Genomic DNA, 19467 nt, shown 5'->3' with positions numbered 1-19467 from the left:
CTCCCTAGTTCTCCCTGTGCAGACCCTGTGCGATGTCGTCTTCCAGCTGCTCCGCGGCGGGCTTGTTCCGTGCGGTGACGTCGATCTGACCCGTGACCGCCGCCGTGATGAGGGCGGCGCGGCGCTGGCGGGCGAGGGCGATGGCTCGCTTCCCCTCGTCCCGCACTGCGTCCACGCGTTGCCACATAGCATCAAGTTCGTCGGCGATTTCGGTCTGCCGTGTGAGGTCCATGAGTGGGATAGGAGTGTTCGCAAGTTTGTCCACGGTGAAATGCGGCATGGACGTCACTGACGCGGCCATCTTCATGTATCCCCGGTGACGTAGAAGAAGAAGTGCATATGTGATGAACCTGCCATCTGCGTGGGCATTGGGCCTTAGTCGGAGGATCGAGTTTTGAAAGCCAGTTTCAGGAATATCCTCAGAAACATACGCAGCCCGACCGTAACCACCGACGCCACCCTCTACGACAAGTACGTCCCCACCTTTGATAGTCAAATGCGCAGCCTCGCGATGGGTGAAGCGCATGTGCTTGATGTCTTCGAGGGCCAGCTTCCCCATTGGCTGCACGTTGGCTGCTCGCAAATAGGGGTGCGTGGTGGAATCCGCGTCTTCCTGCCGCGCGTCGAGCATCTTCCCCAGGGCGATGTCCCCCAGGTACTTAGCTTTCACGATGCCAGAAGCGCACCCGTGGGACGTGCTGAGATCAGCCGGGTATGCAATGAGGTCGGAAACCTGCGCCATTTGCCGCTCTGTGTAAATGGTGTCGAATGACTGAAGATCCGCGATGAGTTTGTCGATTTCGGCGGTCTCGTGGTCGAGGTAGTCCGCGATCGCGTCCTGTGAGGCGATGGGCGGTCGGAACAGGAGGGTGCGCTCGAAAGCGGCAGGATCTAGGTCCCATTGGTTGGGCCGCACGCCCGTCGAGATACTGCCGTAGTGCTGGAAAAAAAGGCCCGAACGTAGTAGATAGTGTAAATACCTAGTGTTCATGCCTGCCGTGAGTGCAGGGCGGTAGACGAAATAGGCGGGGCTGATGATGCCAGCATGATCTGAGATGGCAACCGAGCCTTGCCAGGCTTTCATCTTGTTGACGACTAGATCGCCCATATCGACCTTCTGGTACTTGCTGAGGTCGTCTGATGCCTTGTTGAAGTTGTCGGAACGGCTGTTCTTGGGGATGACGCCATGGTCACGGTAGATTGACAACAGTTGCTCGGACCCGTCTCCCAATTTTTTGCTGCGCCGAAATAGGAATTTCAACGGCGTGGTGGCCCACCCGCGGTGGGTTGCAAGCGTTGTGACAGATTCGTTGAAGCTGGTAGTCATCACCTCTTGACCTCCTCCAGTCGCGCGTGGATGCGGCCCAGGACCTCGTCCAGGTCTCGGTCGATCTCCTCCAGCGGGCGGGGTGGGACGTACTCGTAGAAGTGGCGGGTGAAGGGGATCTCCGCGCCCTCCTTGGTCTTGGACTCGTCAATCCACGCGTCCGGAACGAAGGGCTTGACCTCGCGCTCCAGGTACTCGTGGATGTCCTCGTCCCAGGGGACGTTTTCGGTGTCCCGCAGCGTGGAGTCGGCCTCGGGCTGGTTGAGGCGACCGGTCTGCAGCTCGCCGTCCTCGTCCCGCTCGCTCAGCTCGTTCACGATCACCTTCACCAGGGCCGGCTTCAACCGCAGGCCTGCTTCGGTGGCGGCTTCCATGAACTCATTGGTGAACCGCGCGCGGTTGGTGCCGACCGTGCCGTCTCCACGCTGGGACAGGCCGGTGAGTGCGGAACGGAGCGCAGCGGCGTCGTCGTCAGGGAGCTTGGAGACCTGCTTGGCGGCCATGACGCGCTCGATGCGCTCGGGCGTGCACGCGAAGTTGAGCTTGAGCGGGCGCTCCACCGTAATGGTGCGGTAGAAGAAGTCCTCGGTGCGGAAGATCTTGGAGCATTTGGTCTCCGTGAAGTCCCGGTAGAGCTGGGCGATCTCCGCGATGTTCTCCACGGAGAGCTGCTTGCGCTTGGAGCCCACCGATTTGCGCATCTTCACGAACATGTCCGTGGCGTCGATCAGCTGGACCTTGCCGCGGCGCTCCTCGGGCTTGTCCTTGGACAGCAGCCACACGTACGTGGAGATGCCCGTGTTGTAGAACATGTCCGTGGGCAGGCCGATGATGGCCTCCAGGTAGTCGTTCTCCAGGACCCACTTGCGGATGTTCGACTCGCCGGAGCCCGCGCCGCCGGTGAACAGCGGGGAGCCGTTGAGCACGATGGCCGCGCGGCCGGCCGCCTGGTTCTCGTCTGCGGAGCCCGGCTCGCGCATCTTGGAGATCATGTGCATGAGGAACAGCAGCGAGCCGTCCGAGACGCGGGGCAGGCCGGGGCCAAAACGGCCGCCGAAGCCCGCGACCGTGTGCTCGCGCTCCACCTCCTTGCGGTTCTGCTTCCAGTCCACCCCGAACGGCGGGTTGGAGAGGCAGTAGTGGAACGTGCGGCCCCGGAACGCGGGCTCGGTGAGGGTGTTGCCCAGCACGATGTTGTCGATCGGCTGGCCCTTGACCACCATGTCCGCCTTGCAGATGGCGTAGGACGCGGGGTTGATCTCCTGGCCCAGCAGGTTCACCTGCGCGGACGGGTTCAGGGCGGTGATCTTGTCGTCCGCCACGGAGAGCATGCCGCCGGTGCCGGCCGTGGGGTCGTACACCTCGCGGATCAGGCCGGGGACGGTGAGGTCCGCGTCGTCCGTGAGCAGCAGGGTGACCATGAGGTCGATGACCTCGCGCGGGGTGAAGTGCTCACCCGCGGTCTCGTTGGAGGCCTCCGCGAACTTGCGGATCAGCTCCTCGAAGATGTGGCCCATCTGGTCGTTGCTGACCGCGTCCGGGTGGAGGTTGGCCTTGGAGAAGTGCTGGAGGATCTGCAGCAGCAGGTCGTGATTGGCGAGGTCCACGATGGTGTCCTCGAACCGGTACTTCTGGAAAATTTCGCGAACGTTCGGGGAGAACGCGTTCACGTAGTCCCGGAGGTTCTCCTCCAGGTTGTCCGGATCGCCCTGCATGGACTTGAGGTCGTGCTGCGAGCGGTTGAAGAAGCTGTAGGTGTGGCCCGCGCGGTTGCGGAGCATGGCGATGGGCGGCTCCACCCCCACGTACATGGGGCCGATGGCCTCCAGCACCGCCTCTTTCGTGGGGGCCAGCACCGCATCCAGGCGGAAGAGGACCGTGAACGGCAGGATCACATCCCCGTACTCGTGCTGCTTGTAGGTGCCGCGGAGGATGTCCGCGGCACCCCAGATGAAGGATGCGTGGTTGAACACTTGTGGGGCCTTACGTGGTGATCGGGGGGTGTCCCTATGTTCCGAGTCAAGCCGCGAGAGCGGTTGGTTCGGGGGTAGGGGCGGTGGGTGGTTGGTAGTAGGTGCCGTTGCGGAGCATCGCGAAGATGACGTTGCAACGACGACGGGCCAGGCAGATCACGGCGGCGTTGTGTCGTTTTCCTTCGGCTCGTTTGCGATCGTAGTAGGCCTTCGAGATCGGGTCGCGATTCGAGGCGATCCACGCGGAGTAGAACAGTGCGTTCTTCAATCGTTTGTTGCCCGAACGAGCGGGGAACTCACCACGGATCGACGTCCCTGATCGCCGTGTGATCGGGGCGATGCCCGCATACGCGGCCAGGTGGCCCGCGGTCTCGAACCCGGTGCCATCGCCGATCGCGAGGAGGATCTGGGCTGCGGTCTTGATGCCGATCCCCGGCATGCTCATCAAGACCGAGGCGAGAGGGAAGTCCTCCAGCATGGCCTCGACTTCGTGGGCGACCGTGGCCCGTTGCGCTTTCAACTCCTTGACCTGCCCGGCCACCCTGGGGATCACGAGCTCGACCGCCGCGGTCGCCGGCACTGTCACGGTCTGCTCGCTCAGCGCCGTGAAGATCTTCTCGACCAGCGCAGAGGGATCGCGGCGAGAATGGGAACGAGCGAACCTCAAAACCCGCCCCCGCCCAGCGGACGTGAACCCGGTGGGGCCTCCGAACTTCTCTAGCAGCTCCAGCACGAGGTCGGTGGAGAGGGTCCCGCCGGGGAAGACACGTTCTAGTGCGGGGTGGATCTGGGTGAGCAGCGAACGGATCCGGTTCAACGCCCTGGTGGTCTCGTGGGCGAGGTCCTCGTCGAACCCGGCGAGGACTTTCAGCGCGGAGAGGACCTCGTTGTCATGGTCGACCTGCCGCAGCGTGTGGGGCATGGTGCGGGCGGTGTCGGCGATGATGAACGCGTCTCTGGCGTCGGTCTTCGATCTTCCCGGATACAGGTCTGCTGCCTTTCGCATAGCTAACCCGGGAAGATAAGCCACAGCGCAGCCGGTGTCTCTGGCCACCGCGATCGGCAACGCCCCGATGGTGTTGGGCTGGTCCACGACCATCAGCACCTCACCACGCTCCTGCAAGCTGGTGAACAACTCACGCAGCTGGGTCTCGTCCTGCGGGAGGGGTTTGTCGAACAGTCTGTGCCCGGTCGCATCCAGCGCGCACCCGTGGTGGGCGGTCTTGCCCACATCCAGGCCGATGATCACCGCGAAACGGTTCTCCATGATGAGCCTCCTTGGCACACCATCGCTGGTCGCAGTCTTGACACCCGATGCCGGCACCCACGTTACGAAGAGACCTCGCCACCACGGCGGCGGGCCGTGTCCCTATCAGCGGTCAACGCGTGTCTCTCGACCGGGCGGCAACACCCCCCGGACCATCAATGGCAGGGCAACAAAGCCATACCCGGCCGAGCGACCAGACCCCCGACCATCGGAGGCACTCACAAGGTAACGGGTACTGCGAGTGTAAGGCGCGCGGGTGCCGGGGCGCGGAAGCCGGGGGAGCAGCGTCGTGCGAGCCTTTGGGTGGAGGCGCCGGGGTGCCGCTGTGGGTGCGTAACTCATAATGTGCCGTCGCATTTTTATGAGTAACTCAGTTGCTCATAATTTTTCGGAAGCCTGCTGATCAACTGAGGGGACAGATCAGGAGCACTCCTGGTTGAAGGCAGGGCAGCCAGCTCGGAGTGGAGTCTGCCGGCTCGTGGTTTTCATCATTAAGATGGTTCCATGCACACGAATGGAACGGTCGTTGAGCATGCGGGCCTCTGGCTTGAGAATGCCCTGCAGTCCGATGAGGGCGACGTGCTGCTGACCAGCCCGTACCTGTCCTTCACAGAGTGCGCACGGGTGGCGCGCGCCGCGCAGGAATCCACTCGGGAGATCATCCTCTGCACCGTCCTGGACCCCTTCGCGGCGGCCCAGGGGTACCTTTCGGTGGAGGGCTTGAGAAGGCTTGCCGCCGCGGGGGTGGAGCTGCGCCACGTGAAGCGGTTGCACGCCAAGTGCTTCCTGGTGGGGGAGCAGGGACTCGTGGGTTCCGGAAATCTCACGGGCGCTGGCCTGGGATACGCCGCCGAGCCGAATCGCGAAATCGGTGTGGAGCTGGCACCCGATCAGGTGGCAGCTCTGCGAGCCACCATCGAAGGCTGGCCCGCCCACGTGGTTTCCGACGCAGACCTGGATGATTTGGAGCAGAGGGCGCGGAGCGTCGCCCCCATGCCGGGGCGGATGCCGGACCCAGCCGACCCTACTGAATTGCGCCGCGCGGCCGAGCAAGTGCTCCTGGATGCGCAGAGTGGGGAACGAGAGCTGTGGATCAAGGTCGAGTACGGGGAGCCAAAGCCAGAGGCATGGTTGGCTCCGTACTTCTTTGCGAGCCCCAAAAGCGGTCGCCCGGGGTTCAGGGCTGGCGATCTGGTGTTGATCTGCGCGGGAGATACCAACGACTGCTACGCCATCGTGGAGATAACAGGTGAGGCGGAGTGGAAGACGGACATTCCCCTGTTCCGAGGTCAGGTGCGAAATGACGACGCCATCGAACGCTGGCCCTGGATCAACAGAACCCGCCCTCGCCTGGTGCCGCTGCACAATGTGGACTACAGGAAAGCTGACCTGGGCCTTCGCGCCCCGGTGCGGCGGGGCCACATGCGGCTACGTCTGGACCAGTTCGCTGAGGCCGTGAGGTGTCTGTATGTCGATGGGGTCGCGCCACGTTCTTGACGCAGGACTCTCGCTGACTCACGGCGGGGAAACCTTCGTTTCGGCAGCAGCCACCAGTTTCTTCGCCCACTCGATGCACCTCGTCGCGTTCGCCACTGTCAGACTCTGGACTCCGTACCCGGCGCGTGTCTTCAGGGTGAGCAGGCGACCAAGGGTGGTGTGGTCACCGCCAGCAGAGCGGAGGTACCGTACGGCGTCAACGTCGTTGCCTGCCTTGGAATGCCCTCCCAGGGTGATGAGGCAGAGGGCATCCGAGGCTGCGATCCCAGCATGTATGGCGTTGGTAGCCACGACATCCGCGTACTCGACCTGAGGGTGCATCACCATGATGGTCTCAGCGGCGTCGAGAAACGCCTGGGCATCTGCCAGGCGAGCGAGTGCATCCGATCGAGCGGACATCAGGCTGCCACCGTCAGGCCCACTCGCTGCCGCAGCCACTGCTGGTCTCCGTACACGTGGACACCGTCCCGCAAGATCGAGTCGAAGATCGGTGCGGGTAGGACCTCGGAGATTTCGTAGACCAGAGGGCGAACATCGTTCCCGGTCAGCGCGTTGGCATGGATGGCGAGGTCGTTCAGGTCCTCGAAGAACTCGTCGTCCGGGTCGTCCTCCACAATGACGAGGAGGTCGATGTCGGAGTCGTCCCTCATGTCTCCGCGAGCTGCGGAACCGAACAGTGTGACCTGCACGGGGTTGGTGCTCCACCGGGCGATCCGGGACTGCAGTTCGGACAAGAACTGGGCGCGAGCGTTTACTGCCTGGCTCACCACTCCGGCCAGAAGGTGCTCCTTGTTGAGCGAATATTCCCGTCGGTTCCCGACCGAGTGTTCACGGACCAGACCCCCACTGGTGAGCCGTTCCAGGCACCTCCGGGCGCCCGAGACGGATCCCGCGATGCCTTTGCTCCGTACCAGCTGGCCCGGGGTGAGGCCATCTTCCTGAGCGAGCGCCAGAAGGATCTCCGATTCCAGGGTGGGGCACAGCGCCCGAAGCGGATTCTGCAGTTGCATGGCACCTCCTATCGCTCACTATTGTACGCGTTCGAGCTCCCAATGGCCTCCGCGTCAGACGCATCCTCTGCTGGTGCCGCTCTACCCTAGACCCATGCCCACCCCGCACCTCACCCTCCCCCCGCTCCCGGACCTCCTCGACTCCGCCCACGTGGTCTCCCTCCCCATGCGCGTCACGTTCCGCGGCGTCACCGAACGCGAGGCCGTCGTCTTTCGCGGCCCCGCCGGGTGGGGCGAGTTCGGCCCGTTCCCCGAGTACGGGGACACCGAAGCCGCCACGTGGCTGCGCGCGGGAATCGAGGCCGCGTGGCAGGGCTTCCCGGAACCCCTCCGTGACCGCATCCCGGTCAACGCCACCGTCCCCGCGGTCCCGGCCGAGCGCGTCGCGGACGTCCTCGGCGGCTACTCCGGGCAAGTCCACGCCGTGAAGATCAAGGTGGCCGAGCGTGGCCAGAGTCTCGCGGACGACGTCGCCCGCGTCGCCGCCGTCCGCCACCTCCTCCCGGACGCCGAGCTGCGGGTGGACGCCAACGCGGGCTGGGATCACGACGCCGCCGTGGCCGCCCTGAGTGCGCTCAGCGAGTTCCAGCTCGCCTACGCCGAGCAGCCCGTGGCGAGCATCGAGGGCCTGGCGAGCGTGCGGCGTCGGCTGCGGGACAACGGCGTGGGCACGCTGATTGCCGCGGACGAGTCCGTGCGCAAGGCCGAGGACCCGCTGGCGGTGGCGCGCGCGGGTGCCGCGGACCTGATCGTCGTGAAAGTCGCGCCGCTCGGAGGAGTGCGCCGCGCCCTGGAGATCGTGGCGCAGGCGGGACTGCCCGCCGTCGTCAGCTCGGCCATCGACTCCTCCGTGGGGATCCGCGCGGGTGTCGCCCTGGCCGCGGCACTTCCCGAGCTGCCGTACGCGTGCGGGCTGGGCACGCTCTCGCTCATGGCGGCGGACGTGACCGCCGACCCCCTGCGCCCCGTGGACGGGTTCCTGCCGGTGCGGGATGTCGCCGTGGACGAGGCGCTGCTCACCGAGCACGCCGTCACCGGTGAGCGCCGGGACTGGTGGCTGGACCGGGTGCGCCGCACGCACGCGCTGCGGGCGGGGCAGTAGCGACACCCGGAACGACGCCGGTCGGTCGCCGCGCACACGCGGCTCGCTGTGCGTGGACGGCGTGGGCGGCGAGCCGCGTGTGACGGGCCTCTGTGCGTGTGCATGCACCTGCCGGTGGCGCAGTCCCGGGTTAACCCGCAGTTCGCTTCCAGGTCGCGTGATGATCACGCCCGGGTGGTGAGGTGGACCACGGAATCACTCGCTGACATGCACGGACGCATGTCTCACCCAGGGAGCCACTCCATGACCCAAGCACCCGAACGCCGCCGTCTCCTGCCCATGCTGGGCCACGTGAACGGCAAGCGCAGCCCGCTCACGTGCGAGCTCAAGTGCGGCAGCCAGTGCACCACCCCGGACACCAACACCTCCGGCAACGAGTACGTGCAAGACGTCATCTCCGCCGCGATGAGCCGCCGTGCCGCGCTCGGGCTCGGTGCCGCCGGAGCCGTCACGGTGGGTCTGGTGGCCGCCACCGCCCAGCCCGCGGAGGCCACCTACGGCTACTGGGGCAAGGGCAAGTCCCGCCTGGACTTCACCCCCATCAAGCCGGTGAACATGACGGTGGACGATCTCAACGTCCCCAAGGGCTACGACTGGTCGCCCATCATCCGCTGGGGTGACCCCCTGTTCTACGACTCCCCGGAGTTCGACCCCAAGAACCAGACCCCGGAGGCTCAGGCCAAGCAGTTCGGCTACAACTCCGACTACCTGGACATCATCCCGGACCCGAACGGTCTCACGGGCGTGCTGGTGAACAACCACGAGTACACCAACGAGAACACCATGTTCCCCACGGGGTACGAGAAGACCAACCTGACCAACATGGTCAAGACGGCCATCCAGGCCCACGGCATGGCGGTCGTGGAGCTCACCCGCACCAAGGTGGGGGAGCCCTGGACGTACGTGCGCGGCGGTGCCCGCAACCGGCGCATCACCCTGACCACCCCGTTCGTGGTAGACGGCCCTGCGGCCGGCTCGGACCTGCTGAAGACGCAGGACGATCCCACGGGCAAGCGCGTGCTGGGCACCCAGAACAACTGCTCCGGTGGCGTGACCCCGTGGGGCACCGTGCTTTCCGGCGAGGAGAACATCCACCAGTACTTCATCACCTCCGGCACTGCCGAGGAGAAGCGCTACGGGTTCCCCACCACCATGCCCTCCCGCCGCTGGCCCGAGGTGGAGAAGCGCTTCGACGCCCGCATCCCCGGGTACAAGAACGAGCCCAACCGCTTCGGCTGGGTGGTGGAGATCGACCCCCAGAACCCCAACTCCGCTCCGCTCAAGCACACCGCGATGGGCCGCTTCAAGCACGAGGGCGCCAACGTGCGCGTGGGGGACGACGGCACCGTGGTGGCCTACTCCGGCGACGACGAGAAGTTCGAGTACATCTACAAGTTCGTCTCCGCCAAGAAGTACAAGGAGGGCGACAAGAAGCACAACATGACCCTCCTGTCCCAGGGCGACCTCTACGTGGCCAGGCTCAAGGGCAACTCGCCCAAGAAGCAGATCACCGGTGACGGCACCCTGCCCAAGGACGGAGAGTTCGACGGCTCCGGCGAGTGGCTGCCGCTGGTCAAGGACGGCAAGTCCAAGATCAAGGGCATGTCCGTGGAGGAGGTGCTCGTCTACACCCGCCTGGCCGCGGACAAGGCCGGCGCCACCAAGATGGACCGCCCGGAGGACGTGGAGCCCAGCCCCCACACCGGCAAGGTGTACGCAGCGCTGACCAACAACTCGGACCGCGGGTCCAAGGGCAAGGCGGGCGTGGACGAGGCCAACCCGAAGACCGGCAACCGGGACGGCTACGTCCTGGAGCTCACCGAGCGCCACGACCTGCCGCAGGCCACGCGCTTCGACTGGAACCTGCTGCTGGTGTGCGGCGACCCCACCAAGGACTCCGGCACGTACTTCGGTGGGTTCCCCAAGGAGAAGGTCTCCCCGATCTCCTGCCCCGACAACGTGGCGTTCGACAAGGCCGGCAACCTGTGGATCTCCACGGACGGTGCGCCCTCCAAGATCGGCTACAACGACGGCCTGTTCAAGGTGACCCTCAACGGCTCCGAGCGCGGCCGCGTGCAGCAGTTCCTCTCCGTCCCGCAGGACGCCGAGACCTGCGGCCCGGTGATCCACGACACCGAGGGCATGGTCTACATCTCCGTGCAGCACCCGGGCGAGGACGGCACGTTCGAGCAGCCGCGCTCGTACTTCCCGGACTACGCGCTGCCCACGCGGGTCAAGCCCGGTGAGTTCTCCATGCCGCGCCCCGCGGTGGTGCAGGTCTTCCGCAAGAACAAGAAGAACCAGCCCCAGTTCCCGGGCGGTGTGAGCGATCAGCCCGGTCAGACCGCCAACCAGGACAAGAAGCGCAAGAACGGCGCCACCGGTCCGCAGTACCGCGGCTACGACGAGAAGCCCACCCCGGAGCTGCAGCAGCGCGCCAAGCAGGCCCCCAAGAGCTACGAGAGCTGAGACTCTCCGGCTCGGCCTGACCAGGTGGGCGGGATCGCGGACATCCGCGGTCCCGCCCGCTTTTCCATGCCCGGCCGACGACGCCGCCCGCGCGCCGCCATTCCGGTGCGGCCCGCCGGGAAGCCGGCGGAGCGGCGTCGTCGTGCCACCGAAGCAGCCTGTGACGTGGGAGGACACCGGATATGTGACGTGTTTGTGACGGGGGTTCGTGGGGGTTACCAGCCGGTCTGTACGTTGGAACGACTCGACCGGCCCTCACCCAAGGAGCACCCCATGACCACCTCCGCAGACACCCGGGAGGCAGCCCCCGCGGCCTCATCCGGACGCGTGCGCGGACCTCGCAAGGGCACCGATCTGGGCCAGTGGAAGGTCAGCGGGCGCACGCCCCTGAACCACAACGAGGAGTTCAAGGCGGAGGAGAACTCGCTCAGCGTGCAGCGGCGGATCATCGAGGAGTACTCGAAGACCGGCTACGCCTCGATCCCCGCGGACGACGTCCACGGCCGGTTCCGCTGGCTGGGCCTCTACACGCAGCGCAAGCAGGGCGTGGAGGGTGCCAGCACCTCCAAGCTGGATGCCGAGTCCCTCTCGGACGAGTACTTCATGCAGCGCATCCGCCTGGACGGCGGGCAGCTGAGCACCATGCAGGCGCGTGTGCTGGGGGAGATCTCCCGGGAGTTCGCGCGCGGCACCGCGGACGTCTCGGACCGGCAGAACATCCAGCTGCACTGGATCCGCATCGAGGAGGTCCCCGAGATCTGGGAGCGCCTGGAGGCCGTGGGCCTGACCACTTTGGAGGCGTGCGGGGACACCCCGCGCGTGTTCCTGGGCAGCCCGGTGGCGGGCGTGGAGAAGAACGCCGTCATCGACCCCTCCCCGGAGCTCGCCGCGCTGCGCGAGGAGTTCATCGGCAACCCCGAGTACGTGAACCTGCCGCGCAAGTTCAAGACCGCGATCACCGGCAGTCCCACGCTGGACGTGGTCCACGAGATCAACGACGTCAGCTTCGTGGGCGTGAACCACCCCGAGCTGGGCCCCGGCTACGACCTGTGGGTGGGCGGGGCGCTGTCCGTGGCGCCGCGGCTCGGCGAGCGCCTGGGCGCGTTCGTGTCCCGCGAGAACGTGGTGCCCGTGTGGGCCGGGGTGTGCGGGATCTTCCGCGACTACGGCTACCGCAAGCAGCGCACCAAGGCCCGCCTGAAGTTCCTCCTGGCCGAGTGGGGCCCGGAGCGGTTCCGCCAGGTGCTGCAGGACGAGTACCTGGGCTTCGAGCTGCCGGACGGTCCCGCCCCGGAGCGCGCAGTGGGCCACGCGGACCACGTGGGCGTGCACGAGCAGGTGGACGGCAACCGGTACGTGGGCTTCGCGCTCACCGCGGGCCGGCTCTCCGGGGACGCACTGGTGGCCCTGGCCGACGCCGCCGAGGCCGCCGGTTCCCGGCGCATCCGCCTGACCCCGCACCAGAAGGTGCTGGTGCTGGACGTCCCCGAGGAAAACGTCAACGGGTTGATCGAGGCCGTGCAGCCGCTGGGACTGCACGCCAAGCCCAGCCCGTTCCGCCGCTCGACCATTGCGTGCACGGGCATCGAGTTCTGCAAGCTCGCGTTCGTGGAGACCAAGGGCCTGGCCGCCCGGGTGGTCGACGACATGGAGCAGCGCCTGACGGACGTGGAGATCCCCACGCCCATCTCCCTGCACATCAACGGCTGCCCCAACTCGTGCGCCCGCATCCAGACCGCGGACATCGGGCTCAAGGGCCAGTACATCGGGGAGGAGTACGTGTTCCAGGTCCACCTGGGCGGCGGGCTGGCCTCCACCGACCGGGAGGAGGGCGGCCTGGGCCGCACCGTGCGCGGGCTCAAGGTCACCGCGGACGACCTCTCGGACTACGTGGAGCGCGTGACCCGCACGTTCCTGCGGGAGCGCCAGGACAACCAGAGCTTTGCCGAATGGGCGCTGAGCGCCGAGGAGGACTCCCTGCGATGACAGCCACCGACGTGACGGCATCCCCCGGGCGCACCCGCTCCACCGAGGAACTCAGGGCCCTCGTGGCGGAGGCGCAGCAGCGCTTCGGCGCGCGGGACGCGGACCCGGACGAGGTGCTCGCGTGGGCCGCGGAGACGTTCGGGCAGAAGCTCGCGGTCGCGTGCTCCATGGCCTCGGACACCGTGGTGCCCGCCCTGGTCAGCACGCACCTGAAGAACGTGGACGTGCTGTTCCTGGAGACCGGCTACCACTTCCCCGAGACCCTGCAGACCCGCGACGAGTTCGCCCGGGACTGGCCCGTGAACGTGCGCACCCTGCTGCCCGAGCTCACCGTCCCGGAGCAGGACGCGACGTACGGCGCGAAGCTCCACGACCGCGACCCCGGCCTGTGCTGTGGAATGCGCAAGGTCGCGCCGCTGGACAAGGCGCTGGCGGGCTACGAGGCGTGGGTGACCGGGCTGCGTCGTGAAGAGACGCCGCACCGCGCGAACGCCGCACCCGTGGAGTGGGACGAGCACCACCAGATGGTCAAGATCAACGCCATCGTGGACTGGACCTTCGACCACGTGGTCCAGTACGCCGAGCAGAACCTGGTGGTGGTCAACCCGCTGCTGAGCCAGGGCTACCCCTCCATCGGGTGCGCCCCGTGCACGCGCAAAGTTGCCCCCGGAGAAGACCCCCGCGCCGGACGCTGGTCCGGTGCGGGCAAGACAGAATGCGGGATCCACCTGTGAGCACCACGACTGCCCCCACGGCACTGACCCAGCTGCAGCGGCTCGAGGCCGAGTCCATCCACATCTTCCGCGAGACCGCGGCGGAGGGCGAGCGCCCCGTGCTGCTGTTCTCCGGCGGCAAGGACTCCGTGGTCATGCTGCACCTGGTTGCTAAGGCCTTCTGGCCCGCACCCATCCCGTTCCCCGTGCTGCACGTGGACACCGGGCACAACTTCCCGGAGGTCCTGGAGTTCCGGGACCGCACGGTGGAGGAGCTGCACATCCGCCTGGAGGTCGCAAAGGTGCAGGACTACATCGACGATGGCCGCCTCACCGAGCGCCCAGACGGCACCCGCAACCAGCTGCAGACCGTGCCCCTGCTGGACGCCATCACGAAGGGCCGTCACGACGTGGTCTACGGCGGCGCCCGGCGGGACGAGGAGAAGGCCCGCGCCAAGGAGCGGATCATCAGTCTGCGGGACGAGTTCGGCCAGTGGGACCCCCGCAACCAGCGCCCGGAGCTGTGGAGCCTGTACAACACGCGCCACCGCCCCGGGGAGCACGTGCGGGTGTTTCCGCTGTCCAACTGGACCGAGCTGGACATCTGGTCCTACATCACCGAGCAGGGCATCGAGTTGCCCTCCCTCTACTACGCCCACGAGCGGGACGTGGTGAGCCGGGACGGCATGTGGCTGGCCGTGGGAGAGCACGTGAGCCCGCGCGAGAACGAGACCGTGCAGACCCGCACCGTGCGCTACCGGACGGTGGGGGACATGAGCTGCACGGGCGCCGTCGAGTCCCCGGCCGCCACCGCGCAGGACGTGCTGGCCGAGGTCCGGACCAGCACGCTCACCGAGCGCGGGGCCACCCGCGCGGACGACCGCGTGTCCGAGGCCGCCATGGAGGACCGCAAGCGAGAGGGCTACTTCTAGAGATGAGCACCGAGAACCAAGCGAGCCTGCTGCGGATCGCCACGGCCGGCAGCGTGGACGACGGCAAGTCCACCCTGGTGGGGCGGCTGCTGCACGACACCAAGAACATCCTGGTGGACCAGCTGGAGGCCATCGAGCGGGTCAGCGAGTCCCGCGGGCTGAGCTCCGCGGACCTGGCCCTGCTGACCGACGGGCTGCGGGCGGAGCGCGAGCAGGGCATCACTATCGACGTGGCCTACCGCTACTTCGCGACGCCCGCGCGCAGCTTCATCCTGGCCGACTGCCCCGGGCACGTGCAGTACACCCGCAACACGGTCACCGGCGCCTCCACGGCGGACGCGCTGATCGTGCTGGTGGACGTGACCCACGGGATCGTGGAGCAGACCCGCCGCCACCTGGCCGTGGCCGCGCTGCTGGGCGTGCCGCACCTGATCGTGGCGGTCAACAAGATCGACCTGGTCCCGGACGCCCAGGACGCCTTCGAGACGCTGGAACGGGACCTGCACGCGCTCGCGGACGAGCTGGGGGTGCTGAACCTGCAGACCATCCCCGTCTCCGCGCTGCGCGGGGACAACGTGGTGGAGCCGTCCGGGGCCACGCCCTGGTACGCGGGACCGTCCCTGCTGGGCTGGCTGGAGAACCTCCCGGACTCCTCGCAGCTCACGCGTTCCGAGCCCCTCGCGCTGCCCGTGCAGACCGTGATCCGCCCGCAGTCCGCAGCGGTGTCACCGGAGTTCACGGACTACCGCGGCTACGCGGGTCAGATCGCCTCCGGGTCCGTGTCCGTGGGGGACTCCGTGACGGTGCAGCCCGCGGGGCGCACCACCACGGTCACCCGCATCGACGTGGCAGGCGCTCCCGCCGAGCACGCCGTGGCCGGGCAGTCCGTCACGCTGAGTCTCGCGGACCAGATCGACATCAGCCGCGGCGACCTGATCGCGGCCCCTGCCGAGTCGCCGCAGGGCTCCAAGACCGTGGACGCCGTGGTGTGCTGGCTGGATGATACGAACCCCCTGCGCGAGGGCCAGCGCGTGCTGCTCAAGCACACCACGCGCGTGGTCCGCGGCATCGTCGGTTCGCTGAACGGGCGCCTGAACCTGGAGAGCCTCGCGGCGGAGTCGGTGGGCGCGTTCGAGCTCAACGACATCGGGCGCGTGAGCATCCGCGTGGCCGAACCCCTGTTCACCACCGCGTACACGGCCTCCCACGCGCTCGGCTCGTTCCTGCTGATCGACCCGCAGTCCGGACGCACCCAGGCCGCGGGCATGGTCCAGGACGACAGCGTCCACACCCCCGGCGTGCTCGGCAGCCTCCGCGCGGACGCGGGGGAGTGGGCCATCTGATTCCCGCCTGACGACGCCGCCCGGTCCGGTTCCGCAGGGTCGCTGGGCGGGTACCGTGCCCGGCGCCGTCGCGCCCGCGGGAGACGGTCGCGCCGCCCGGTCCGGTTCCGCGGTGCCGTCGGGCGGGAGCCGTGCCCGGTGCCGTCGACCGGTCCGCCGGCGTCGGTGCGGCTGAGTACCCTCGGGAGGGTGATCACCCCCAGCATCCTCACGGCCACCACGGTTCTGCGCGCGCTCGCGGTGCGCGGGATGCGGCACCTGGTGGTGTCCCCGGGCTCCCGTTCCGCACCGCTGGCCTACGCCGCGGCCGCCGCCCACGCGAGCGGCGCGCTGAGCGTGCACGTGCGGATCGACGAGCGGGACGCGGCGTTCACCGCCCTGGGGATCTCCCGGTCCACGGGCCACCCGTGCGCCGTGCTCACCACGAGCGGCACCGCCGTGGGAGAGCTGCTGCCCGCCGTGATGGAGGCCTCCCACGCGGGCGTGCCCGTGGTGGTGCTCAGCGCGGACCGCCCGCCCGAGCTGCGCGGCACCGGCGCCAACCAGACCACCCGCCAGCCCGGAATGTTCAGCACCTTCGTCCGCGCGGAGGTGGACGTGCTGCCCCCGGACGGCACCGGGACCGAGGCCGAGCAGTGCGCCGAGGTGGACGCCGCCCTGCAGGCACCGCTCGCCGCGCTCGCCGGTGACCGGGACACCGCGCCGGGTCCGGTGCAGCTCAACATCGCGCTGCGGGACCCCCTCTACCCGGTGTCGGAGGAGGACCACGAGCACCTGAAGGACTGGGCCGGGGAACTGGCCGGAGAGCTGCGCCGCACCCGGTCCGAGGAACCGTCGGATCTCACGGCCCACCCGTGGTCCGTGCTGCCCGAGCCGTTCCTGTCCGCCGGGGCGCCCACTGATGACGCCTCGACAGATGGCGCGCCGACCAACGCCCCGACCGCACCGCTCCCTGACACGACCACGATCCCAGCGCCGTCGCACCCCGTGGTCTTCGCTGGCGACGGCGCCGGGCGGGCCGCCGCCCGATTCGCCCGGGAGCGCGGCCTCCCCCTGCTCGCGGAGCCCTCCTCGAACGCACGAGAGGGGGAGGCGATCGCCTCCTACGAGAGCCTCCTGGACACCACGCTCGGGCACCAGATCGACACCGTGGTCCTCGTGGGGCGGCCCACCCTGAGCCGCGCGGTCTCCGCCCTGCTCAAGCGTCCCGGGGTCAGGGTCACTGCGGTGCGCCCGCACCCTGCACCGTGGTTCGAGCCGGGGCGCCGTTCTGAGACCGAGGTGCGCGGCTTCGCGGAAGCCGCGAGCGCCGTCGGGCCCGTGGCGGAGAGCTGGCTCGATGCGTGGCGCGAGGCGGGGGACGCCGCCGACGCCGCCGTGCTGCGCTACGCGGACACCCAGGAGGAGCTGACCCGCCTGCACGTGGCACGCGCGGTCTGGGACGCGAGCTGCCGGGACGGCGCCGTGCTGGTGGTGGGCTCGTCCACGGTGGTGCGGGACGTGGATCTCGTGGCGCGGGCGGACTCGCCCGTGCCCGTGATCGCGAACCGCGGCCTGGCCGGGATCGACGGCACGGTGGCCACCGCGTTCGGCGTGGGGCTGGGCACCGGCCGCCCGGTGCGCGCGGTCATGGGCGACCTCACGTTCCTGCACGATGCCGGGGGACTGCTCGTGGGCCCGGGGGAGCAGGTCCCGGACGCGCACCTGGTGGTGGTCAACGACTCCGGCGGGGGCATTTTCCAGACGCTCGAGCACGGCGGGCTGGGCCTGGACGAGCGCTACACCGCCGCGGTGGAGCGGTTCTTCGGGACCCCGCACCGGGCGGGAATCGCGGACCTGTGCGCGGCCCACGGCGTGGAGCACGTGCGCGCGGAGACGGCCGTGGAACTGGCCGCCGCGCTCGCGGCACCCGTGGTGGGTCGCCGGGTCATCGAGGTGCCGGTGTCCCGGGAGACCCTGCGGGACGTCAACGCGGCCGCGCGGCAGGCGGGAGCGCGGGCGGCGCAGGAGCACCTCGCAGCACGTTGACCCCGCTGGCCCGAGGTGTGGGGCCGCTCGTTAGCATGGCGTCATGAGTGAACAGACCGCACAGCAGAGAACCCCTCGCACAGCCCTGGTCACGGGCGCGACCCGCGGCATCGGCCGGGCGATCGCCCGAGCCCTCGCCGCGGACCACGTGGTGTTCGTGGGCGGGCGCTCCGAGGAGGACGTCGAGCGCCTGCGCGCCGAGCTCGCCGGCACCGGACCCGGGACCCGCCCGTTCGTGGCGGACGTGACCGACGACGAGCAGGTGGCCGCCGCATGGGCGCCCCTGCGTGAGGAGTTCGGTGCGCTGAACGTCCTGGTGCACTCGGCGGGCATCGCCCCGCAGTCCCTCGTGGCGGACGCACCGCGCGAGATGTGGGAGCAGATCTTCGACGTCAACGTGATCTCCGTGGCGCAGCTGACCCGGCTCACCCTGCCCGAGCTGCGCGCGGCGCAGGGGGACGTGGTGGCCATCAACTCCGGCTCCGGGTTCACGTCCCGCGCGTCCTCCGCGCTGTACTCCGGCACCAAGTTCGCGCTGCGGGCCCTCACGGACGCGCTGCGGGAGGAGGAGCGCGAGCACGGTGTGCGCGTGTCCTCGGTGCACCCGGGCCGCGTGGCCACGGACATGCAGGAGCAGCTGCACGAGTACATGGGCCAGCAGTACCGCCCGGAGGAGTGGATCCAGCCCGAGCAGATCGCGGCCGCGGTCCGCATGGCGGTGGACGCCGAGCGCACCTCCGAGGTGGAGGTCATCTCCGTGCGCCCCTCCGGGATGCGCTGAGCACCACCGGGACGTGGATCCCGGCGGCCCGGAGCCGCGTTCAGGCTCCGTGCCGGGTCCGGGGCCGCGGGGCCCGGGTTCTCCACCCGGCGCCCGCGGGACCGACCGCGGGGTGTGCCTCCCCGACGCAACCAGCCCCTTCAGCCGCCCCGTACCTCCGTGCCTCAGACGCCGGCGGGCGGGGCTTCCGGCGCCTCCACCGTGGTGGGGTTCAGTACGCGGGAGAGGAACGACCGGGTGCGCTGGTGCTGCGGTGAGCCGATCACGTCCCGGGACGGTCCCTGCTCCACGACCACGCCGCCGTCCATGAAGACCACGCGGTCGGCGACGTCGCGCGCGAAGGACATCTCGTGGGTCACCACGAGCATGGTCATCCCGTCCGCGGCGAGCCCGCGCATGATGGCGAGCACGTCCCCCACGGTCTCCGGGTCCAGGGCGGAGGTGGGTTCGTCGAAGAGCATCAGGTCCGGGTCCATGGACAGGGCCCGGGCGATCCCCACGCGCTGCTGCTGACCTCCCGAGAGCTGGGCGGGGCGGTTGTTCGCCTTGCTCCCCAGCCCCACGCGCTCCAGGTTGGCCAGGGCCACGCGCTGGGCCTCGGCCTTGGAGCGCTTGAGCACCTTGACCTGGGACACGGTGCAGTTCTCCAGCACGCTCAGGTGCGGGAACAGGTTGAACTGCTGGAACACCATGCCCACGCGCCGGCGCATGGCGTCCACCTCCAGGTCCGGGTCCATCACGTCGAAGCCGTCCACGGTGATGCTCCCGGACTGCGGGGTCTCCAGGAGGTTGAGGCAGCGCAGCAGGGTGGACTTGCCGGAGCCCGAGGGCCCGATCAGGCACACCACCTCGCCGGTCTCCACGTCCAGGTCGATCCCGCGCAGCACCTCCAGCTCCCCGTAGGACTTGTGCAGCTCCCGCACGCGCACGGCGGTGCCGCTGCGCTCGGGGGAGGCGGTGCCCTGGGCTGTGCCGGGCTGCTCGCGGTCGGTGCGCGCGGCGGGTGTGGGCGGCGTCGTCGCTCCCGGCGCTGTCTCGC

The 19467-nt window shown here is 68.5% G+C and carries 15 protein-coding genes; 9 read left to right on the top strand and 6 right to left on the bottom strand.

Translation table 11 applies throughout. The features are described 5' to 3' along the window. Window positions 1-4 precede the first annotated feature (4 nt). From AABM36_RS11770 to AABM36_RS11760, 3 genes are read right to left on the bottom strand one after another with little or no spacing between them, the layout of a single operon-like run. Window positions 5-1327, bottom strand: coding sequence for a restriction endonuclease subunit S (locus AABM36_RS11770; protein WP_423446440.1), 1323 nt, complete (start codon window positions 1325-1327; stop codon window positions 5-7). Then, entirely contained in the window at window positions 1327-3300 is a 1974-nt protein-coding gene (locus tag AABM36_RS11765) for a type I restriction-modification system subunit M (protein ID WP_423446438.1), read from the bottom strand. Before AABM36_RS11765 ends, AABM36_RS11770 begins: the two co-directional genes overlap by 1 nt. 46 nt (window positions 3301-3346) lie before the next feature. Next, window positions 3347-4567, bottom strand: coding sequence for an IS110 family transposase (locus AABM36_RS11760; protein WP_423446436.1), 1221 nt, complete (start codon window positions 4565-4567; stop codon window positions 3347-3349). Window positions 4568-5071: 504 nt separating this feature from the next. Here AABM36_RS11760 and AABM36_RS11755 point away from each other — a divergent pair. Further along, window positions 5072-6064: a hypothetical protein gene (locus AABM36_RS11755; RefSeq protein WP_423446435.1), complete on the top strand. Its 993-nt coding sequence runs from the start codon at window positions 5072-5074 to the stop codon at window positions 6062-6064. An 18-nt stretch (window positions 6065-6082) separates the two neighbouring features. Here the strand turns inward: AABM36_RS11755 and AABM36_RS11750 are convergent, their stop codons facing one another. Together AABM36_RS11750 and AABM36_RS11745 are read right to left on the bottom strand one after the other, a co-directional pair. Further along, window positions 6083-6463: a hypothetical protein gene (locus AABM36_RS11750; protein ID WP_423446433.1), complete on the bottom strand. Its 381-nt coding sequence runs from the start codon at window positions 6461-6463 to the stop codon at window positions 6083-6085. Beyond that, window positions 6463-7074 (bottom strand): nucleotidyltransferase domain-containing protein, encoded by a 612-nt coding sequence (locus tag AABM36_RS11745; RefSeq protein ID WP_423446431.1) that lies wholly within the window; start codon window positions 7072-7074, stop codon window positions 6463-6465. The genes AABM36_RS11750 and AABM36_RS11745 overlap by 1 nt, the downstream gene beginning before the upstream one ends. A gap of 94 nt (window positions 7075-7168) precedes the next feature. Between AABM36_RS11745 and AABM36_RS11740 the strand changes: the two genes are divergently transcribed. From AABM36_RS11740 to AABM36_RS11705, 8 genes are all read left to right on the top strand, one after another. Further along, complete coding sequence (locus AABM36_RS11740; RefSeq protein WP_423446430.1) at window positions 7169-8176, top strand: o-succinylbenzoate synthase; 1008 nt, start codon at window positions 7169-7171, stop codon at window positions 8174-8176. Between the two features lie 243 nt (window positions 8177-8419). After that, window positions 8420-10645 (top strand): PhoX family protein, encoded by a 2226-nt coding sequence (locus AABM36_RS11735; protein WP_423446428.1) that lies wholly within the window; start codon window positions 8420-8422, stop codon window positions 10643-10645. Window positions 10646-10918: 273 nt separating this feature from the next. After that, complete coding sequence (locus AABM36_RS11730) at window positions 10919-12631, top strand: nitrite/sulfite reductase (protein ID WP_423446426.1); 1713 nt, start codon at window positions 10919-10921, stop codon at window positions 12629-12631. Further along, entirely contained in the window at window positions 12628-13365 is a 738-nt protein-coding gene (locus AABM36_RS11725) for a phosphoadenylyl-sulfate reductase (protein WP_423446424.1), read from the top strand. The genes AABM36_RS11730 and AABM36_RS11725 overlap by 4 nt, the downstream gene beginning before the upstream one ends. After that, complete coding sequence (gene cysD, locus AABM36_RS11720; protein WP_423446423.1) at window positions 13347-14276, top strand: sulfate adenylyltransferase subunit CysD; 930 nt, start codon at window positions 13347-13349, stop codon at window positions 14274-14276. Before AABM36_RS11725 ends, cysD begins: the two co-directional genes overlap by 19 nt. A gap of 2 nt (window positions 14277-14278) precedes the next feature. Beyond that, the gene (locus tag AABM36_RS11715) at window positions 14279-15619 is read left to right on the top strand and encodes a sulfate adenylyltransferase subunit 1 (RefSeq protein WP_423446422.1); all 1341 of its coding nucleotides are present in this window, start codon (window positions 14279-14281) and stop codon (window positions 15617-15619) included. Window positions 15620-15808: 189 nt separating this feature from the next. Continuing rightward, window positions 15809-17647 carry a 2-succinyl-5-enolpyruvyl-6-hydroxy-3-cyclohexene-1-carboxylic-acid synthase gene (menD, locus tag AABM36_RS11710; protein WP_423446421.1) on the top strand — a complete coding sequence of 613 codons (1839 nt, stop codon included), beginning with the start codon at window positions 15809-15811 and terminating at the stop codon, window positions 17645-17647. 43 nt (window positions 17648-17690) lie between these two features. Next, the gene (locus tag AABM36_RS11705; RefSeq protein ID WP_423446419.1) at window positions 17691-18428 is read left to right on the top strand and encodes an SDR family oxidoreductase; all 738 of its coding nucleotides are present in this window, start codon (window positions 17691-17693) and stop codon (window positions 18426-18428) included. Between the two features lie 164 nt (window positions 18429-18592). Here the strand turns inward: AABM36_RS11705 and AABM36_RS11700 are convergent, their stop codons facing one another. Further along, window positions 18593-19357: an amino acid ABC transporter ATP-binding protein gene (locus AABM36_RS11700; RefSeq protein ID WP_423447954.1), complete on the bottom strand. Its 765-nt coding sequence runs from the start codon at window positions 19355-19357 to the stop codon at window positions 18593-18595. Between the last annotated feature and the right edge of the window lie 110 nt (window positions 19358-19467).

The organism is Kocuria sp. KSNUG (genome assembly GCF_049532735.1).
Classification (GTDB): domain Bacteria; phylum Actinomycetota; class Actinomycetes; order Actinomycetales; family Micrococcaceae; genus Kocuria; species Kocuria rhizophila.
The sequence above is the reverse complement of the archived record's forward strand: the minus strand, read 5'-3'. Positions and strand labels throughout refer to the sequence as shown.

Excerpts from the sequence above, each read along its gene's own strand:
- AABM36_RS11705 (WP_423446419.1), top strand. The coding sequence starts at position 17,691 with ATGAGTGAACAGACCGCACAGCAGAGAACCCCTCGCACAGCCCTGGTC.
- AABM36_RS11755 (WP_423446435.1), top strand. The coding sequence starts at position 5,072 with ATGCACACGAATGGAACGGTCGTTGAGCATGCGGGCCTCTGGCTTGAG.
- AABM36_RS11760 (WP_423446436.1), bottom strand. The coding sequence starts at position 4,567 with ATGGAGAACCGTTTCGCGGTGATCATCGGCCTGGATGTGGGCAAGACC.
- AABM36_RS11715 (WP_423446422.1), top strand. The coding sequence starts at position 14,279 with ATGAGCACCGAGAACCAAGCGAGCCTGCTGCGGATCGCCACGGCCGGC.
- AABM36_RS11770 (WP_423446440.1), bottom strand. The coding sequence starts at position 1,327 with ATGACTACCAGCTTCAACGAATCTGTCACAACGCTTGCAACCCACCGC.
- cysD (WP_423446423.1), top strand. The coding sequence starts at position 13,347 with ATGCGGGATCCACCTGTGAGCACCACGACTGCCCCCACGGCACTGACC.
- AABM36_RS11740 (WP_423446430.1), top strand. The coding sequence starts at position 7,169 with ATGCCCACCCCGCACCTCACCCTCCCCCCGCTCCCGGACCTCCTCGAC.
- AABM36_RS11750 (WP_423446433.1), bottom strand. The coding sequence starts at position 6,463 with ATGTCCGCTCGATCGGATGCACTCGCTCGCCTGGCAGATGCCCAGGCG.
- AABM36_RS11735 (WP_423446428.1), top strand. The coding sequence starts at position 8,420 with ATGACCCAAGCACCCGAACGCCGCCGTCTCCTGCCCATGCTGGGCCAC.
- AABM36_RS11730 (WP_423446426.1), top strand. The coding sequence starts at position 10,919 with ATGACCACCTCCGCAGACACCCGGGAGGCAGCCCCCGCGGCCTCATCC.
- AABM36_RS11745 (WP_423446431.1), bottom strand. The coding sequence starts at position 7,074 with ATGCAACTGCAGAATCCGCTTCGGGCGCTGTGCCCCACCCTGGAATCG.
- AABM36_RS11725 (WP_423446424.1), top strand. The coding sequence starts at position 12,628 with ATGACAGCCACCGACGTGACGGCATCCCCCGGGCGCACCCGCTCCACC.